Origin of the sequence: Methylobacterium sp. (assembly GCF_028290105.1) — a bacterium.
GTDB lineage: Bacteria > Pseudomonadota > Alphaproteobacteria > Rhizobiales > Beijerinckiaceae > Methylobacterium.
Genome location: NZ_JAQGKL010000045.1, coordinates 1 through 17,544 on the forward strand (window position 1 = coordinate 1; position 17,544 = coordinate 17,544).

Annotated in this window: 14 protein-coding genes and 1 pseudogene; 5 read left to right on the forward strand and 10 right to left on the reverse strand. The window is 69.0% G+C overall.

Annotation, left to right across the window (positions count from 1 at the left end; all coding sequences use genetic code 11):
* From JWQ05_RS03570 to serA, 3 genes and pseudogenes are all read right to left on the reverse strand, one after another.
* Window positions 1–237 (reverse strand): annotated as a pseudogene (locus tag JWQ05_RS03570) (hypothetical protein); the annotation flags it as partial.
* Window positions 234–812 carry a sigma-70 family RNA polymerase sigma factor gene (locus tag JWQ05_RS03575; protein ID WP_299654684.1) on the reverse strand — a complete coding sequence of 193 codons (579 nt, stop codon included), beginning with the start codon at window positions 810–812 and terminating at the stop codon, window positions 234–236. The gene JWQ05_RS03575 and the pseudogene JWQ05_RS03570, both read right to left, overlap by 4 nt.
* Before the next feature lie 224 nt (window positions 813–1,036).
* Window positions 1,037–2,284, reverse strand: coding sequence for a phosphoglycerate dehydrogenase (gene serA, locus JWQ05_RS03580; protein WP_299654578.1), 1,248 nt, complete (start codon window positions 2,282–2,284; stop codon window positions 1,037–1,039).
* 272 nt (window positions 2,285–2,556) lie between these two features.
* Here serA and JWQ05_RS03585 point away from each other — a divergent pair, with 272 nt between their 5' ends.
* From JWQ05_RS03585 to JWQ05_RS03600, 4 genes are all read left to right on the forward strand, one after another.
* On the forward strand, window positions 2,557–3,960 hold the full coding sequence (locus JWQ05_RS03585; RefSeq protein ID WP_299654581.1) for an FAD-binding oxidoreductase: 1,404 nt from the start codon (window positions 2,557–2,559) through the stop codon (window positions 3,958–3,960).
* Window positions 3,961–4,062: 102 nt separating this feature from the next.
* On the forward strand, window positions 4,063–5,037 hold the full coding sequence (locus JWQ05_RS03590; protein WP_299654584.1) for a S1C family serine protease: 975 nt from the start codon (window positions 4,063–4,065) through the stop codon (window positions 5,035–5,037).
* Between the two features lie 31 nt (window positions 5,038–5,068).
* Window positions 5,069–6,499, forward strand: a complete 1,431-nt coding sequence (trmFO, locus tag JWQ05_RS03595; protein ID WP_299654587.1) for a methylenetetrahydrofolate--tRNA-(uracil(54)-C(5))-methyltransferase (FADH(2)-oxidizing) TrmFO — start codon at window positions 5,069–5,071, stop codon at window positions 6,497–6,499.
* Window positions 6,500–6,639: 140 nt separating this feature from the next.
* Complete coding sequence (locus tag JWQ05_RS03600; RefSeq protein WP_299654590.1) at window positions 6,640–7,956, forward strand: MFS transporter; 1,317 nt, start codon at window positions 6,640–6,642, stop codon at window positions 7,954–7,956.
* On the opposite strand, the gene JWQ05_RS03605 is transcribed toward JWQ05_RS03600, so the two are convergent.
* From JWQ05_RS03605 to JWQ05_RS03615, 3 genes are all read right to left on the reverse strand, one after another.
* Window positions 7,937–8,458 (reverse strand): GNAT family N-acetyltransferase, encoded by a 522-nt coding sequence (locus JWQ05_RS03605; RefSeq protein WP_299654593.1) that lies wholly within the window; start codon window positions 8,456–8,458, stop codon window positions 7,937–7,939. The genes JWQ05_RS03600 and JWQ05_RS03605 overlap by 20 nt on opposite strands.
* A 178-nt stretch (window positions 8,459–8,636) precedes the next feature.
* Window positions 8,637–9,935 carry a hypothetical protein gene (locus JWQ05_RS03610; RefSeq protein ID WP_299654596.1) on the reverse strand — a complete coding sequence of 433 codons (1,299 nt, stop codon included), beginning with the start codon at window positions 9,933–9,935 and terminating at the stop codon, window positions 8,637–8,639.
* Between the two features lie 631 nt (window positions 9,936–10,566).
* Window positions 10,567–12,285 (reverse strand): L-lactate permease, encoded by a 1,719-nt coding sequence (locus JWQ05_RS03615; RefSeq protein ID WP_299654687.1) that lies wholly within the window; start codon window positions 12,283–12,285, stop codon window positions 10,567–10,569.
* A gap of 277 nt (window positions 12,286–12,562) precedes the next feature.
* Here JWQ05_RS03615 and JWQ05_RS03620 point away from each other — a divergent pair, with 277 nt between their 5' ends.
* Window positions 12,563–13,486, forward strand: coding sequence for a manganese catalase family protein (locus JWQ05_RS03620; protein WP_299654599.1), 924 nt, complete (start codon window positions 12,563–12,565; stop codon window positions 13,484–13,486).
* A gap of 81 nt (window positions 13,487–13,567) precedes the next feature.
* Here JWQ05_RS03620 and JWQ05_RS03625 read toward each other — a convergent pair whose 3' ends face one another.
* The 4 genes from JWQ05_RS03625 to secD form a co-directional block, all read right to left on the reverse strand.
* Window positions 13,568–14,449, reverse strand: a complete 882-nt coding sequence (locus tag JWQ05_RS03625) for a phytoene/squalene synthase family protein (RefSeq protein WP_299654602.1) — start codon at window positions 14,447–14,449, stop codon at window positions 13,568–13,570.
* A 28-nt stretch (window positions 14,450–14,477) separates the two neighbouring features.
* On the reverse strand, window positions 14,478–14,867 hold the full coding sequence (locus JWQ05_RS03630) for an MTH938/NDUFAF3 family protein (protein WP_299654605.1): 390 nt from the start codon (window positions 14,865–14,867) through the stop codon (window positions 14,478–14,480).
* Between the two features lie 10 nt (window positions 14,868–14,877).
* On the reverse strand, window positions 14,878–15,825 hold the full coding sequence (gene secF, locus JWQ05_RS03635) for a protein translocase subunit SecF (protein WP_299654608.1): 948 nt from the start codon (window positions 15,823–15,825) through the stop codon (window positions 14,878–14,880).
* 61 nt (window positions 15,826–15,886) lie between these two features.
* On the reverse strand, window positions 15,887–17,494 hold the full coding sequence (gene secD / locus JWQ05_RS03640) for a protein translocase subunit SecD (protein WP_299654611.1): 1,608 nt from the start codon (window positions 17,492–17,494) through the stop codon (window positions 15,887–15,889).
* Between the last annotated feature and the right edge of the window lie 50 nt (window positions 17,495–17,544).

Consider the following 17,544-nt stretch of genomic DNA (forward strand, 5'->3'; position numbering starts at 1 on the left):
GTCGGCTCGCTCGCCCGAGACCGAGCGGGCGATCGCCGGCCACACCCCCGGCCCCGGCTGGACCTCGGGCGCGGTGAGGGCGAGGGGCGCCAGGCGGCGCTCCCAGGCGTCGCGCGCGGCGCGGGCGGCGGGATCGACGGCGAGTTCGAGCTCCACCGCCGCCCGCTCAGCGGGCGGCAGGGTGCCGAGCACGTATTCGGCCAGGCGCAGATCGCGCTCTTCGGGATCCGGCGTCATGCGGGGGCGTCCAGGCAGCCGCGCAGGGTGGCGAGGCCGCGATGCAGCCAGGTCTTGATCGTGCTGACGGGGCGGTCGTAGCGCAGGGCGAGGTCCTCGCGGGACTGGCCCTCGCAATAGGCCAGCACGATGCAGTCGCGGTGCAGCGCGTCGAGCCGGCCGAGGCAGGCCTGCAGCGCGTTGCGCCCCAGGATCGTGCCCTCGCTGTCGTGGGGATCGGCCAGACGCTCCACCCAATCCTCCCCGTCCTCGGTGACCGGTCCCTGGACCTCGCTGCGCCGCCGGACCCCGTCGATGGCCCGGTTGCGCGCGATGGTGCAGAGCCAGGACAGCGGCCGCCCGGCCCCCGGGCTGTAGGACGCGGCATTCTGCCAGACGCGCAGGTACACGTCCTGCAGCACGTCCTCGGCCATGCCGCGATCCGCCTGGATACGCAGGATCACGCCGAAAAGTTTCGCCGAGGTGCGATCGTAGAGGGTGCGCAGGGCCGCCTCGTCGCGCCGGGCGATGTTCGCGATGAGCCCGGCGAGGACGGCGTCGCGCGCGGCCTCTTCCGCCGAGGGACCGGTCGGCAGAGAACCAGTTGGCGAGGGACTGGCACGCAACGGCTGGGCTTCCTCTTCGGAACGCGCCGGCTTCATTCCGCGCTGTGTGCGCGACGACGCGGCCCCGTTCAGTCCGGTACGGTCCTTCGTCCGGGACCGTTCCGGCTCAGCTTAGCCAAGGCCGCGCCACCGCGCCACCGGGCGCCATCGCCGGGCCTACGAAAAGTGGCGCGCATCGAGCGGGAGGCCGGCCCTCAGCGGCGCTCGTAGAGCAGGCGGGCCCGGATCGTGCCGTCCAGCGCCCGGATCTCCTCCAGCAGGGTCTCGGCGTCGGCATCCGTCACGTCGGTCTCCACCACCACGTAACCGATCTCGCCGTCGGTCTGGTAGAACTGGGCCGCGATGTTCACGCCGCGCCGGGCGAACGCGTCGTTGAGGCGCCCCAGCATGCCCGGGATGTTGCGCTGGACGTGGATGAGGCGCGTGCCGGTGGGGCGCGCCGGCAGCTGCACCTGCGGGAAGTTCACGGTGCCCACCGTGGAGCCGATGTCCGAGTAGTCGATGAGCTTGCGCGCCACCTCGGCGCCGATGCGCTCCTGCGCCTCCTCGGTGGAGCCGCCGATATGCGGCGTCAGGATCACGTTGGCCAGGCCCTGGAGCGGGCTGACGAAGCGCTCCTGGTTGGAGCCGGGCTCCACGGGGAACACGTCGACGGCGGCCCCGCGCAGGTGGCCGTCGCGCAGGGCACCGGCCAGGGCGTCGAGGTCGACCACGGTGCCGCGCGCGTTGTTGATGAGGAAGGCCCCGGGCTTCATCGCCCGGATCTCGGCCGCCCCGATCATGTTCTGGGTCTCGGGCGTCTCCGGCACGTGCAGCGAGACCACGTCGCTCTGGGCGAGCAGGGCCTCCAGGGTGTCGGTGGGCTCGGTGTTGCCGTGGCGCAGCTTGTCGGTCAGGTCGTAATAGACCACCCGCATGCCCATCGCCTCGGCCAGCGTCGAGAGCTGCGAGCCGATATTGCCGTAGCCGACGATGCCGAGCGTCTTGCCGCGCACCTCCTGCGAGCCGGTCGCCGACTTGTCCCACTCCCCCGCATGCGCGCCCACCGAGCGCGGCACGATCCGGCGCAGCAGCATCACGATCTCGCCGATGACGAGTTCGGCCACCGAGCGGGTGTTCGAGTAGGGCGCGTTGAAGACCGGGATGCCGCGGTGCCGCGCGGCCTCGAGGTCGACCTGGTTGGTGCCCACCGAGAAGCAGCCCACCGCGAGCAGGCGCTCGCCGGCCGCCAGCGCCGCCGCATCGAGCTGCGTGCGCGAGCGGATGCCGAGGATGTGCGTGCCCCTGAGCGCCTCGTGCAGGGCCTCGCGGTCGAGGGCTTTGGCCACCCGCACCACGTTGGTGTAGCCGGCCGCCGCGAAGAGCTGGGCGGCGCTGTCGTTGATGCCTTCGAGCAGCAGGACGCGGATCTTGTCCTTCGGGAAGGAGAGTCGTTCGGCCATGGATGTCTTCTTCTTCGCGTTCGCGCGCCCGTGGCGGGCGGCAGGGGGCGCCGGGCCCGTCAAGCATCGCTCGAGACGACCGAGCGTGACGCGCGCTCCCGAATGGGGGGTGTGAGAGGCCAGTTCACGGACACGGTCAAGGCCCGGCCTTGAGCATCGGCGGGGTTTGTCAGGAAGCCCCCTTGACCCGGGCCGCCCCCGCCGGGATGCCGGGGCGACCTGTTGTCCGGGCTTCGAGCCGGCCCCCAATCCCCTGCACGAGGACCCCTCCCATGAGCCGGATCGCTGCGCACGCCGATCTCCTCGCCCAGTTGGAATCCCGCCTCGGCCGGGCCGGCCTGCTCACGGACGAGGCGGATCTGGCGCCCTACGCGACCGATTGGCGCCGCCTGTTCCCGGGCCGGCCCCTGGCGGTGGCGCGCCCGGCCGACACCGCCGCGGTCTCCGCCGTGCTGGCCGCCTGCCACGCCGCCGGGGTCGGGATCGTGCCCCAGGGCGGACATACCGGCCTTGCGGGCGGCGCAACCCCGGACGCCTCCGGGGGCCAGGTGGTGCTCTCGCTCGGCCGCATGAACGCGATCCGCCGGGTCGATCCCCTCGGCCTGACCCTGGAGGCGGAGGCCGGCTGCATCCTGAAGGTCGCGCAGGACGCGGCGGAGGCGCAAGGGCGGCTCCTGCCCGTCAGCCTCGCGGCGGAGGGCTCGGCCATGCTCGGCGGCATCATCGCCACCAATGCGGGCGGCATCAACGTCCTGCGCTACGGCATGACCCGGGGCCTCGTGCTGGGGCTCGAGGTGGTGCTCGCCGACGGCACGGTGGTCGACGGCCTCAGGGCCCTGCGCAAGGACAATGCGGGCTACGACTGGAAGCAGCTCTTCATCGGCAGCGAGGGCACGCTCGGCATCGTCACCGCCGCGATCCTGCGCCTCGTGCCGCGGGCCCGCCACACCGCCACCGCGCTGCTCGCCGTCCCCGATCCGGCGGCGGCGTTGCGCCTCCTCGAGGCGGCGCAGGACGAGCTCGGCGACACCATCCAGGCCTTCGAGCTGATCGCGCGCGATTCCCTCGCCCTGGTGGCCGAGCATGCCGGCCTCGCGAGCCCCATCGGGGAATCGGACTGGACCGTGCTCATGGAGGCGGGATCGAGCCTGCCGGGTCTTCGCGAGGCGGTGGAGACGCTGCTCGGCGAGGCCCTGGAGCGGGGCGACGCCACGGACGGCGTCATCGCCGAATCTGGCCAGCAGGCGGGAAGCCTCTGGGCCCTGCGCGAGCACATCACCGAGGCCGAGGCGCGGGCCGGCAAGAGCGTCAAGCACGACGTCTCGGTGCCGATCCCGGCGATCCCCGACTTCCTGGCGGCGGCGGGCGAGGCGCTGGCCACGCAGGCCCCGGGCACGCGGCCCAACATCTTCGGCCACATGGGCGACGGCAACATCCACTACAACGTGCTGATCGGGCCGGAGCACGATCCGGAGGCCATCAACCGCATCGTGCACGACGCGGTGGCGCGCTTCGGGGGCAGCATCTCGGCCGAGCACGGCATCGGCCAGTACCGGGTCGACGAGCTCGTGCGCCACCGCCGGCCGGCGGAGATGGCGCTGGCCCACCGCATCAAGGACGTCCTCGACCCGCAGGGCCTGCTCAATCCCGGCAAGGTGCTGCGCGCAAGGGTCTGATCGGAGCCCCGAGACCGTATCCGAAGTCCAAGACTGTCGAAATCCGAGCCGGCGTCCTATCTCCCGGGTCACACCCGACACGACCGCAGGAAGGACGCCGGCATGGCCTCGCCCGGAGACTGGAAGATCCCCGCTTCCGCCCAGCCCAAGGCCGCCGATTACGGCTTCGACCTCGAGACGGCGCTGACCGCCATCGTGGCCCTCTCGACGCGGGTGCCGCCCGAGGCCTTCACCGCCGAGACGCTGGGCACCGAGCGGGCCGGCAACGGCGTCGTCATCGGCGAGGACGGCCTCGTGCTCACCATCGGCTACCTCGTGATGGAAGCGGATTCCGTCTGGCTCACCACCCAGGACGGGCGCTCGATCCCCGGCCACGTGGTCGGCTTCGACCCGGTCACCGGGTTCGGCCTCGTCCAGGCCCTCGGCGACCTCAAGATCAAGCCCCTGAAGCTCGGGCGCTCGGGGCCCGTGAAGATCGGCGACCGGGCCGTGATGGCCGGCGTCGGCGGGCGCGCGCGCAGCCTCGCCGTCGAGGTGGTCGCCCGCCAGGAATTCGCCGGCTACTGGGAATACGTCCTCGACGAGGCCCTGTTCACCGCGCCCTCGCACCCGCATTGGGGCGGCGCGGCGCTGATCGGGCCGGACGGGGCGCTGCTGGGCATCGGCTCCCTGCAACTGCAGCAGGGCGGCACGGGGGGCCCGAAGACCATCAACATGATCGTGCCCATCGACCTGCTGCCGCCGATCCTCGCCGACCTGACCACGCGCGGCCGGGTCGACCGCCCCGCCCGCCCCTGGCTCGGCCTCTATGCCAGCGACGGGGATGACACCGTGGTGGTGATGGGCCTGGCCGACGACGGCCCCGCCGAGGCGGCGGACCTGCGCCCGGGCGACGTCATCGTGGCGGTGGCGGGCGAGCCGGTGGCGGATCTCGCCGGGTTCTTCCGCCAGGTCTGGGCGCTCGGCGAAGCCGGGGTGCGCGTGCCGCTGACGATCCAGCGCGAGGGCAAGTCGCTCAAGCTCGCGGTGACCTCCGCCGACCGCGAGCGCTTCCTCGTCGGCCCGCCCCTGCATTGATCCGCGGCGCGGCGGGGTCTATCCCGTGGCGATGACGGATCGCCCCGAGCCCTTGCCCATCCACATCGTCGGCGGCGGCCTCGCCGGGTCGGAGGCCGCCTGGCAGATCGCGCAAGCCGGCCACCCCGTGATCCTCCACGAGATGCGCCCCGTGCGCGGCACCGAGGCGCATCACGGGAGCGATCTGGCCGAACTCGTCTGCTCGAACTCGTTTCGCTCGGACGACGCCAACGGCAACGCCGTTGGGCTGCTGCACCAGGAGATGCGGACCTTAAACTCCCTGATCCTGCGCGCCGCCGACGCGCATCAGGTCCCGGCCGGGGGCGCCCTCGCCGTCGACCGCGAGGGCTTCGCCCGGGCCGTCACCGAGGCGATCGAGGCGCATCCGCGCATCACCATCGCGCGGGAGGAGGTCGCCGGCCTGCCCCCCGAGGATTGGGGCTCCACCATCATCGCCACGGGGCCGCTGACCGCCCCGTCGCTCGCCGCCTCCATCCGCGAACTGACGGGGGCGGACGCGCTGGCCTTCTTCGACGCCATCGCGCCGATCGTGCACCGCGACTCCATCGACATGGACAAGGCCTGGTTCCAGTCGCGCTACGACAAGGTCGGGCCGGGCGGCACGGGGGCCGACTACATCAACTGCCCGATGGACCGGGCGCAGTACGACGCCTTCATCCAGGCCCTGATCGACGGCGACAAGATCGGCTTCAAGGAGTGGGAGGCCTCGACCCCCTATTTCGACGGCTGCCTGCCCATCGAGGTGATGGCGGAGCGCGGCCCCGAGACCCTGCGCCACGGCCCCATGAAGCCGGTCGGCCTCACCAACCCGCACGACCCCACCGTGAAGGCCTGCGCCATCGTGCAGCTGCGCCAGGACAACGCCCTCGGCACCCTCTACAACATGGTCGGCTTCCAGACGAAGCTGACCTATTCCGAGCAGGTCCGGGTGTTCCGCACGATTCCCGGCCTGGAGAACGCCGAGTTCGCGCGCCTCGGCGGCCTGCACCGCAACACCTACCTCGATTCCCCCCGCCTCCTCGACGCGACCCTGCGGCTCAAGGCGCGGCCGGACCTTCGCTTCGCCGGCCAGATCACCGGCTGCGAGGGCTATGTCGAGAGCGCCGCCATCGGGCTCATGGCGGGCCGCTTCGCCATCGCCGAGGCGCGGGGCGAAGCGCTGGCGCCGCTCCCCCCGACCACCGCGCTCGGCGCCCTGATCGGCCACATCACCGGCGGCCACATCGCCGCCGAGGATGCGGGCACGCCCCGCTCCTTCCAGCCGATGAACGTGAATTTCGGCCTGTTCCCGCCCCTCGACCACGCCCCCAAAGGCGAGGGCGGTAAGCGCCTCAAGGGGCCGGAAAAGGCGGTGGCCAAGAAGAAGGCGCTGACCGACCGGGCGCGCGCGGATCTCGCGGCCTGGATGGGGGATGGGTTCGCGCGGGTCGCGGCGGAGTAGCGGCGAAGTCGCAGCGTCCTGGCCACCGCTCGCGCCGCCGTCCGGATCTTCCTCTGGCTTCCGGTATAAAATACGCCCACCGTGGGATGAAGCGCCTCGCCGGAACGTGCAGGGGCCATCCAATCAGGTGAGGAACTCCGATGGCGGGTCATCCGGATCAGGACCATGCCGGCTCCAGGGCGGCGGCCGTGCTGCGGGTGACCAGCGGCAACTTCCTGGAGATGTTCGACTTCTTCGCCTTCGGTTTCTACGCCTCCTACATCGCCAAGGCGTTCTTCCCCAGCGAGAACGAGTTCGCCTCGCTGATGCTCACCTTCATGACCTTCGGGGCCGGCTTCCTCATGCGCCCGCTCGGCGCGGTGCTGCTCGGCGCCTATGTCGACCGGGTCGGGCGCCGGAAGGGACTGATCGTCACCCTGGCGATCATGGCCGCCGGCACCGTCCTCATCGCGGTGGTGCCGGATTACGCGACCCTCGGCCTTCTCGCCCCCGCCCTGGTGCTGGTCGGCCGCCTGCTCCAGGGGTTTTCGGCCGGCGTCGAACTCGGCGGCGTCTCGGTCTACCTCGCCGAACTGGCGCCGCCCGGGCGGCAGGGCTTCTACGTCGCCTGGCAATCGGGCAGCCAGCAGGTGGCGATCATGGCGGCGGCGGCCATCGGCTACGCGCTCAACCGCCTGCTGGTGCCGGCCGAGATGGGCGCCTGGGGCTGGCGCATCCCCTTCCTGATCGGCTGCCTCCTCGTGCCGTTCCTGTTCTACATCCGGCGCTCGCTGCAGGAGACGCCGGCCTTCCGGGCCCGCAAGGTCCATCCCCCGGTGGGGGAGGTCCTGCGCACCCTCGGCCACAACTGGCGGATCGTCGGGCTCGGCATGCTGATGGTGGCGATGACCACGATCGCGTTCTACGCGATCACGGTCTACACGCCGACCTTCGGCAAGAACGTCCTGAAGCTCTCCGACACCGACAGCCTGGTCGTGACCTTCTGCGTCGCGGTGTCGAACCTGTTCTGGCTGCCGGTGATGGGGGCGCTCTCGGACCGGATCGGGCGCCGGCCGATCCTGCTGCTGTTCTCGGGGCTGACCCTCGTCACCGCCTATCCGGCGCTCGCCTGGCTCGTGGCCCATCCGAGCTTCGAGACGATGCTGACGGTGCTCCTGTGGCTGTCGTTTCTCTACGGCAGCTACAACGGCGCGATGGTCGTGGCGCTCACCGAGATCGTGCCGCCGGAGGTGCGCACGGCCGGGTTCTCCCTGGCCTATTCCCTGGCCACCGCCCTCTTCGGCGGGATGACGCCGCTGATCTCCACGTCGCTGATCGAGGCCACGGGCAACAAGGCGGCACCCGGCCTGTGGATGGCGTTCGGCGGGGCCTGCGGCCTGCTGGCCACCCTCGTCATCTATCGGCGCCTCGGCCGCGTTCCGGTCGTGCCGGGGAGCGTCAACCCGGCTCGAACGTGAAGATCCGCCGCCCGGGCCGGTGGCCCTCGTCGCCGGTGTCGCGAAACCCGACCTTCCGCAGGAGGCCGACGGAGGCCGTGTTCTCGGGCCGGCACTCGGCGATGAGGAAGCGGTGCGGGAAGCGCTTGCGCAGCAGTTCGACGGCGCCCGCCACCGCCTCGCTGCCGTAACCCTGCCCACGCGCCGCGCCCCCCACCCAGTAGCCGATCTCCACCGCCTTCTCCCCGCGCAGGTGCAGGCCGACGATGGCCACGAGGCTGGCATCGGCCCGCTTGGCGCCGAGGAAGCAGTCGTTGGTGACCTTGGCCGGGCCGATCAGCCGGCGTGCGTCCTGCAGGGTGAAGGGATCGGGGAGGAAGTTCACCGCTCCGGTGATCGCCGGGTCGTCGGTGAGCGCCCGCACGGCCTCGGCATCGCCCGGTTCCAGCCGCGTCAGGCGCAGGCGCGCGGTCTCCACGGAGGGCAGCTTGGCGAGGTTGTAGCGCGAGGCGAGATTGAACATGGCGACGCGACTATAGCAGAACCGCGGCGCCGGAACCGCTCAAACAGGCCTCCGGCGTTTCATTCCCGAACGACGAGGCCGGCCGGAACCGCAGACCGCTCCTTGGGCGATCGCCGGCAGCGGGACCGTCTCCGGCCGGCGTGCCCGATCCGGGAACCGGGCACGCCCACGCGGTCGCCTAGGTGGCGCTCTTCTTTTGCGGCTTGACGACGAATTCGGTCAGGAACCCGATGATGACCGGCCACGGTTCCTTGTTCGCGACCGTGAAGGAATCGCCGCTGCTGGTGAAGGTGCTGGCGGATTTCTGCCCCTCCGCCGAGCCGCCGAAGCTGAAGGGTCCGATGTCGATCTGTCCCGCGGCGTGCCAGGTCTGGGACATGGTGGTCGAGAATTGCTCGGAGACCTTGACCGTGATGGACGGCTGATAGGCGACGACGATCGCCGTGATCTGTCGCTCCAAACTGCCACCCGGCCCGAAAAAGTACCGTGCTCCATCCTTTTCGAAGGGACTGAAGTTCTCGTTGTAATTGTCGGGTTCGGTCGCGGCCGTATTCAAAAATCCCGGGTCGAACCACTGACCGGGTGAGACCGGAATCGCCTGGAACCCGCCAAGCTCGATGTCGATGGCGTAATCCGACGCGGCTCCGGAGGTGTCGATCTTTTCGTAGGACCCGTTCGCCTTGGCGGTGAAGAAATCCAGGAACCCTTCCGTCTTGAAACTCCCCTCACCCCAGACGCGATCGAAATCGTACGTCGCGGAATCTTTCTTGATGGAGATCTTGGTCACGTCCTTCGCGGGAGCCCCAGGTTCCTTGTTCGTGATCTCGTTCACGTAATCGATGGCACGCTTGCTCACGCTCCAAGCGCCGACTTTCGTCTTCTGCTGCGTCGTCGGATCGACGATCTCCGTCAAACCGGCCGTGTATTTTGCCAGCGCATCCTTGATGGGACCATCCTTCGACAGCACGAAATCGCTCAAATTCTGCCTCGACGTCGCGCAGGTCGCCTTGACACCGTCGATCTCCGCTTTGTGAGCCGCACCGTCTCCCTCCAGCCACGCCTGGTAGGTGACGGAACTCTTCGGATTTGCCTGAAGGTAGTTGTCGAAATCCGTGCTCGCTCCGGTGATCGCACTCTGCAGAGCTTCGAGATCCTCGTTGGCCTGCGCCTGCAACTTCTCGTATTCGGGATCGTTCTCGGAGACGGGTTTCAGCGCCGTCGTGATGAGGGCGTGATAGATCGCGTCGAAGCCGTCACTGCTTCCCCACCGGCGTGTGTCCGAGTTGGGGGCGGACAGGACGCGGTTGAGCGCCACGTACTCATCCCAGGTCGCACCGTGCAGGCCCGCGCTGGCACCGCCCCAATCCCAGGCCGTCGGCGGGGCGGTGACTTGAAGGTCTCCCGGTTGCTTGATGAAATTCTGTATGGCCTCCATGTATTGAAGGTAGAGATTCGAAGAAAAATCGTTCTGGGGCATTCCGTGGATCCGCTTCTGCTGACACATTGACGTTGAGGTGCAAGGCGACGAAAGCGCAACCTCAGGTCAGCACATAGAGGCGATCAAGCGCTTTGAATCAACTCTAGATTGATTATGTCACGTCGATTTGACTGGTCTCTGGTTACAGATCCCGCTCGCTCCCGCGTATCGCTCAACCGGGCCGACAAGTACGTCAATCAATATATAAAACAAAATTTCTTCATATTCATGTATAGATATTGTCTAAATACAAAACGAAATTATGTTTATTCCATCGATTACCGGCAGGCACGCTCTCCTCTTTCGCTGACACGTGGCAACCCAGGGTTTCGCGGCGGCACAGACCGGTTTTCCCGCGCGTCCTGCCCTCGCGGAGGCGCGTCAACTGGATCGCGACGACGACGCCGCGTCGGCCTTCCCGCGACAGCGCGCCTGGGTCGAGCGCCGACGGGTCGGCGCGCTGTCCGGAAGCCATCCTCGCGACGAGGACGGCGGGGACGTCCAACCGGGCGCCGGCAGCGCCCGGGGGCGCAGGGTCGTCCGCGGGAGGGATTGTGCCGGCCATGAAAAAACCCGCCCCGGGTTTCCCCGGGGCGGGCTCGTCCTCGTGACGATGCGGGGTGAGCCGGGCTTACGGGTGAATCACCATCGCGTTGAACGGGTAGACGTAGGCCTGCAGCATCACGAGCACGCCGACGAGGCAGGCGAGCACGATGGAGTGCCAGAACACGAAGCGCAGGATCTTGCTCTCCTGGCCGAAATAGCCGGTGGCGGTGGAGGCGACGACGATCGACTGGGCGTCGATCATCTTGCCCATCACGCCGCCCGACGAGTTCGCCGAGGCCATGAGGATGCCCGACAGGCCGAGCTGCTCCGAGGTGATCTTCTGCAATCCGCCGAAGAGCACGTTGGAGGCGGTGTCGGAGCCGGTGAGCGCGACGCCGAGCCAGCCCAGCAGGGTGCCGAAGAACGGGTAGAGGATGCCCGTTCCGGCGAACGCCAGGCCGAGGGTGGCGTCCACGCCCGCGTAGCGGGTGAGCACGCCGAGCGCCAGCATCGCCGCGATGGTGATGAGCGAGTAGCGCAGCACCCAGATCGTCTCGATGTAGGCCGTGACCAGGCGCCACGGCGAGAAGCGCATGATCAGGCCGGAGATGATGGCCGCGAACAGCACGCCGGTGCCGGTGTAGGACATGTAGGTGAAGGCGAAGACGGCGGCCTCCGGATGGGCCTTGGCCACCACCGGCGGCACCTTCATGATGACGTTGTGCAGGCCCGGCACCTCGTACTTCCAGGTGAAGATCGGGTTGACGATGGCCTTGAACCAGCCCGTGCCCCAGATCGCCACGATCACCGACAGGATGATCCACGGCACCCACGCCATCAGGATCTCGCTGCGGGTCGCGGTGGGGCCGCTCAGGTTCACCTTAGGCAGGTCGCCGGGCACGGCGGCACCGAGCGAGACCGGGCGGCCGCCATTGACGTAGCCGATCGACGGATCGTTGCCGCGCAGCGCCGGCGAGGCCCAGATCTCCTTCGGCTGCCAGACCTTGAGGAAGGCCACCAGGGCGCCCATCGAGACGAGGGAGGCGCCGATATCGACGATCCAGGGGTTCACGTAGTTCGAGATCAGGAACTGGGCCGCCGCGAAGGAGCCGCCGCAGACCAGGATCGGCGGCCAGATCTTGATCATGCCGCGGAAGCCCGCGAACACCCAGATCAGCCAGAACGGCACGAGGAGCGAGAAGAACGGCAGCTGCCGGCCGATCATCGCGCCGAGGATGTAGGGATCGTAGCCGGTCACCGAGGCGAGGCCCTGGATGGGGGCGCCGAGCGCGCCGTAGGCGACAGGCGCGGTGTTGGCGATGAGCGAGAGGCCCGAGGCCGCCAGCGGCGAGAAGCCGAGCCCGATCAGGATCGCGCCCGTCACCGCCACCGGGGTGCCGAAGCCGCCCGCGCACTCGAAGAAGGCGCCGAAGGCGAAGGCCACGAGGAGGAGCTGGATGCGTCGGTCCGTGGTGATGCCCGCCACCGATTGCTGCAGGGTGGCGAACCAGCCCTTCTCCACCGTCAGGCGGTAGAGGAAGATGACGTTGAGGATGATCCAGCCGATGGGAAACAGGCCGAGGGCGATGCCGTAGCCGGACGCGCGCAGGGCGAGGTCGCCCGGCATGCCGAACAGGAAGACGGCGACGCAGAAGGCCAGGACGAGGGAGAGCACGGCGGCGATGTGCGCCTGAACCTTGCCGCTCGCGATCATGCCGAGCAGGGCGATGACCGGCAGCGAGGCGGCGAGAGTCGAGAGCCAGGCATTCCCGAATGGGTCGTAGACCTGATTCCAGGTGGTCACTGTGTTCACGGGCGCCGTCCTCCTCCGGATGAGCCCGATCTCGTGCCGGGCCTTGCCCTCGTAGCTAGCAGAGGGTTCGGACCGGCTCAACGCGGTTAATCATGTATTCAGAGGGTGTTGCCGGTCCGCCGCCCCTTCGCCAGTGCCGGACTCGCGGTTTGTTCCAGGGTGCACCGGGAAAGAAGCCCGACCCGACCGGCGCGCGAAACCGGAACATGCCCAGCCGCGACCCGTTCCCTGCCGAGTGGTTTTTCAGCTCTGCACGGAGAATTCATCCATGTTCATGCGCGTCGACAAACTCCAGGCCGAGCTTCCCGCCCCAAAACGGAAAGATCCCAATGCCGCCGCGGCCCTGCAGGAACTGCTCGGCGGCAAGTATGGCGAGATGTCGACGCTGGGCAATTACATGTTCCAGAGCTTCAACTTCCGAAGCAAGTCTAAGCTTCGCCCGTTCTATAGCCTTGTTGCCGCCATCACAGCCGAAGAGCTCGGCCATGTCGAGCTCGTCAGCAATGGCGTGGCGATGCTCAACAACGGCCCCGACAACGACGGCGACGAAAAGGACGGGGGCGACATTTCCAAGGCGCCGTTCGAGGACATGAAGGACATCCGCCTCGCGGCCGCCTTCCTGTCGAACGGCGGCGGTTCGGCGCCGATCAACAGCAACGGCGTGTCCTGGAACAACGACTTCATCACCACGACCGGCAATCTCGTCGTCGACCTGCTGCACAACTTCCATCTCGAGTGCGGCGCCCGCCTGCACAAGCTGCGCGTCTACGAGACCCTGACCGACCCGACGGGCCGCGAGGTCTGCGGCTACCTGCTGGTGCGCGGCTCGGTGCACGCCCACGCCTACGCGCTGGCGCTCAAGAAGATCACCGGCGTCGAAATCGAGAAGTTCCTGCCGACGCCCAACATCAACCTCGACAAGATCCCCGAGTGCCAGAAGTACCTGCAGGAGGGCTCGCACCGCCGGCTCTACACCTTCAGCCCCGGCGACTACACCGAGATGGCCGGCATCTGGGGCAACGGCGAGGTCGCGCTTCCGGGCGACCCGAAGGGCGAGCTCAGCGTCGTCGAGGGCATGCCCGAGGGCGGCAAGATCCACCAGCTCACCGGCGTGCCCTCCGCCTTCACCCCGGACTACGCCCCGGAGGAGATGTTCGAGATCGCCGCGAAGCTGACGAAGAAGGCGCGCTGAGGCGCATCCGCTCGTCGCGAAGGGAATCGGGGCGGCTCCGCGGGGCCGCCCTTTTTCGTGCGCGACGCGAGGTTTCCGGGCTCAGCCCCGGCGCGACCCGCGCCAGAGCGTCCACAGGCGGCGCCAGCGCGGGATCTCGACGACGGTGTTGAGCGGGTCGTAGCCCGGCCGCTCCATGGCGGCGAGGTAGGGCTCCACCAGCGCCACGGGCAGGAAGGCGGGGCGTGCCGCCGGCGCGATGGTGGCCCGCGCGGCCTCGTAGGCCTTGAGGTGGCGCCGCGCCAGCGCCCGCAGGTCGGCGGTGGCGCCGACGAGGCCCGGGCCGCCGCGTCCGGTGACGATGTCCTCGCGGGTGACGCCGTAGGTCTTGAGGATGTCGGCGGGCAGATAGACCTGGCCCCCGCGGGAATGCCAGGGCAGCGCCCGCAGGAGGCCGGTGACGCCGTAGGCGACGCCCGCGTGTCCGGCGGCCGCGGCGCCGCCCGGCTCGCCCCCGTCGCAGAGCACCAGGGCGCCGAGGCGGATGAGGGCCGAGGCGGTCTCGCCGCAATAGCCTTCGAGGTCGTTCACCCGGGGCATCGGATCCTCATAGAGGTCGAAGACGCGGGCATCGATGAGGTCGACGAAGGGCTGGCGCCCGAGCTTGCGCTTCACGATGGCGTCGTCCAGCGCCGCGGCCACGGGGTTGGCCTTGACGTCGCCGCGCGCCTCGCCCTGGAGGGCGTCGCGCCACCATTGCAGGCGGATCTCGCCGGCCATCGGGTTGGAGGCCGCCTCGCGGACCCGCGCGATGGTCAGGCTGAAGGCGATCAGCGCGAACAGGTGCGGCCGGGCGCTCAGCGGAGCGAACAGGGTGGCGAAGTAGCGGTCGGGGTCGCCCTCCCGGACCAGGGCCTCGCAATGCTGGAACGCGAAGGCGAGGTTGTCCTCGGTCCGGCCGGCCCGGGTCTCGGATTCCGTCATGTGCAGGAACCCGTCATCGTGGACTCCGTCATGCGACCGCGATCAGGGCGGCGGCGACCTTGCGGTTCTCCGCCATGAGGATGTTGTAGGTGCGGGCCGCGGCCCCCGTCTGCATCACGTCGAGGCCGATGCCGCCCTCCTTGAGCCAGCGCCGGAGCGCATCGGGGAAAGGCGCGATCTCGAGCCCGGTTCCGACGAGGAGCAGTTCCACCGCCCCCGCCTCGGCGAGGATCGGGCGCAGCGCGGCGCGGTCGATGGCCCGGGGCTCGGTCACGTCCCAGGCCCGAACCCCCGAGGGCGTCACCAGGATCGAGCCGCGATGCGACATCTCGGCGAATCGGAAGCCGCCATTGCCGTAGGCGTCGATGAGGTGGCGCCCCGGAACGTAGCCGTCGTGCAGGCTGCCGCTCACCGCCATCGGGTCTGTCCTATTCCGCCGCCTGCGGCACGCGCCCGCCGGTCGGCCGGGCCTGCGCCTTCACGCCCGAGAGCATCAGGCCGAGATAGATCAGCACCGGCGTCGAGACGAAGATCGCCGAGTAGGTGCAGATGACGACGCCGGCCAGCATCACGATGGCGAAGCCCTTGATCGCCTCGCCGCCGAACAGCACCAGGGCGAGCAGCGACAGGAAGGCGGAGGTCGCCGTCATCACTGTCCGCGACATCGTCGAGTTGATCGAGAGGTTGAGCAGTTCCACCGTGGGGATCGTCTTGTAGCGCCGCATCAGCTCGCGGGTCCGGTCGAACACCACCACGGTCTCGTTGAGCGAATAGCCCACGATGGTGAGGATCGCGGCGATCGAGGTCATGTTGAACTCGATGCGGGTGATGACGAAGACGCCGAGCGTCAGCACGATGTCGTGGAGCGTGCCCACGATGGCGCCCAGCGCCAGCTCCCGCTCGAAGCGGAACCAGAGGTAGAACAGCACGGCGAGCACCGAGAGCACGACGCCGAGGGTGCCCGACTGCACGAGTTCGCCCGAGACGCGGGGGCCGACCGTCTCGGTGCGGCGGAACTCGTAATCGGCGTCGAAGGCGGCGTGCGCCTTCTGCATCACCGCCGTCTGGCCCTGCTCGCCCGGCTGGAGGGGAAAGCGCACCAGGACGGTGCCTTCGCCGCCGAGTTCCTGCACTTCGGTCTCGCCGAAACCGAAGCCGTTCGCCGTATGGCGGACGGCCCCGACATCGGCGGTCTTCGACTTGGCCTGGAGCTCCACCAGGGTGCCGCCCTTGAAGTCGATGCCGAAGTTCAGCCCGACGGTGAGGAACAGCACCACGGTCGCCACCGACATGAAGGCCGAGAGCGGGAAGGTGAAGCGCCGGAAGCGCATGAAGTCGACGTGCGACTCGTCGGGCCAGAGGCGGAGCAGGCGCATGATCGGTCTCGGATTCTTCAATTCGGGGTCGAAAGGGCCGACGGGCGTCCTTGGGGAGCGCTCAGAACGGCAGGGCCTTCGGCCGGGCGATATTGTACCACAGGGCGATCATCATGCGGGTCAGGGTCACGGCGGTGATGACCGTGGTGAGAATCCCGAGGATGAACACCACGGCGAACCCCTTCACGGGGCCGGAGCCGAGGAAGAACAGGATCAGGGCGGCGATGGCCATGGTCGAGTTCGAATCGATGATGGTGGCGAAGGCCTTGTCGAAGCCCGCCTGCAGCGCCGAGACGATGGAGCGCCCGGCATGGACCTCCTCGCGCACGCGCTCGTAGATCAGCACGTTGGAATCCACCGCCGTGCCGATGGTGAGCACGATGCCGGCGATGCCCGGCAGGGTCATGGTCGCCTCCAGCACCGACATCAGGCCGAGGATGAGGCCGACATGGACGATGAGGGCGATGTTGGCGAAGAAGCCGAACACCCCGTAGGTGGCGAACATGAAGACGACGACGAGGGCGCCGGCCACCAGCGTCGCGAGCTTGCCGGCCTGGATCGAGTCGCGCCCGAGGCCGGGGCCGACGACGCGGCGCTCGACGACCGTGAACTTCGCCGGCAGCGCGCCGGCGCGCAGCAGCACCGAGAGGTCGTTGGCCTGCTGGACCGTGAAATTGCCGGTGATCTGGCCCGATCCGCCGGTGATCGGGGTGTTGATGCGCGGCGCCGAGACCACCTCGTTGTCGAGGACGATCGCCATGCGGCGGCCGACATTCTCCGAGGTCGCCTGCCCGAAGCGCTGGGCGCCCTTCAGGTTGAACTTGAAGCTGACCATCGGCTCCTGGGTCTGATGGTCGAAGGCCGGCTGGGCGTCGGTGAGATCGCCGCCATCGGCCATGATCCGGCGCTCGACGGGCACCTTGGCGCCCTTCTCGTCCTTCGAGGGGAGGAGGTCGACGTCACCGGAGGGCGAATCCGCCAGCATGCGGAATTCGAGCTTCGCGGTGGAGCCCAACAGCTTCTCCAGGCGCTCCGGGTTCTGCTCGCCCGGGACCTGGATCAGGATGCGGTCGGCACCCTGCTGCTGGATCGACGGCTCGGTGGTGCCGGTGGAATCGAGGCGGCGCCGGATGACCTCGATGCCCTGGCTCACCGCGCGCCGGGTGCGCTCGGTGATGCCCGCGTCGGTGAGGGTCAGGCGCACGAGGCCGTCGGGCTGCTCGACGATGTCGAGGGTGCGCCCGGCGCCCTGGCCCACGAGGGGATTGGAGATCGGCTGGGCGAGTTCGCGCAGCTTCGGCAGCAGCTTGGCGCGGGCGCCCGCATCGGCGACGCGGACCTGGACGCCGCGCTGCAGGAGCTGGATGCCGCCCTCGGCGCGCACGCTCTCCTGCTGCAGGATGCGGCGGACGTCGTCGCGCAGGGATTTGGCCTGCGAGGCGACGAGTTCGTTCTGGTCGACCTCGAGGAGCAGCTGCGAGCCGCCCTGGAGGTCGAGGCCGAGCACGATGGCGCGGCTCGGCACGATCCAGCTCGGGAACCAGCCCGGGAGCGAGGCCATGAAGCCCTTGCGCTGCTCGGGCGAGAAGAAGCTCGGCACGGCGAGGCTGAGGCCGATCAGGATGACGGCCAGCGTCGTGACGATCTTGGTTCTCGAAAAGCGCAGCATCCGCCGGGTCCGTCCCTCAAATCCGTTTTTTCTCTGGGCGGCCGGTGCGG

Bases quoted from the DNA above. Each gene is read 5' to 3' on its own strand.
- trmFO (WP_299654587.1), top strand. From the start codon at position 5,069: ATGACGGATCGCCCCGAGCCCTTGCCCATCCACATCGTCGGCGGCGGC.
- JWQ05_RS03620 (WP_299654599.1), top strand. From the start codon at position 12,563: ATGTTCATGCGCGTCGACAAACTCCAGGCCGAGCTTCCCGCCCCAAAA.
- JWQ05_RS03625 (WP_299654602.1), bottom strand. From the start codon at position 14,449: ATGACGGAATCCGAGACCCGGGCCGGCCGGACCGAGGACAACCTCGCC.
- JWQ05_RS03610 (WP_299654596.1), bottom strand. From the start codon at position 9,935: ATGCCCCAGAACGATTTTTCTTCGAATCTCTACCTTCAATACATGGAG.
- secD (WP_299654611.1), bottom strand. From the start codon at position 17,494: ATGCTGCGCTTTTCGAGAACCAAGATCGTCACGACGCTGGCCGTCATC.
- JWQ05_RS03630 (WP_299654605.1), bottom strand. From the start codon at position 14,867: ATGGCGGTGAGCGGCAGCCTGCACGACGGCTACGTTCCGGGGCGCCAC.
- JWQ05_RS03600 (WP_299654590.1), top strand. From the start codon at position 6,640: ATGGCGGGTCATCCGGATCAGGACCATGCCGGCTCCAGGGCGGCGGCC.
- JWQ05_RS03585 (WP_299654581.1), top strand. From the start codon at position 2,557: ATGAGCCGGATCGCTGCGCACGCCGATCTCCTCGCCCAGTTGGAATCC.
- JWQ05_RS03605 (WP_299654593.1), bottom strand. From the start codon at position 8,458: ATGTTCAATCTCGCCTCGCGCTACAACCTCGCCAAGCTGCCCTCCGTG.
- secF (WP_299654608.1), bottom strand. From the start codon at position 15,825: ATGCGCCTGCTCCGCCTCTGGCCCGACGAGTCGCACGTCGACTTCATG.
- JWQ05_RS03590 (WP_299654584.1), top strand. From the start codon at position 4,063: ATGGCCTCGCCCGGAGACTGGAAGATCCCCGCTTCCGCCCAGCCCAAG.
- serA (WP_299654578.1), bottom strand. From the start codon at position 2,284: ATGGCCGAACGACTCTCCTTCCCGAAGGACAAGATCCGCGTCCTGCTG.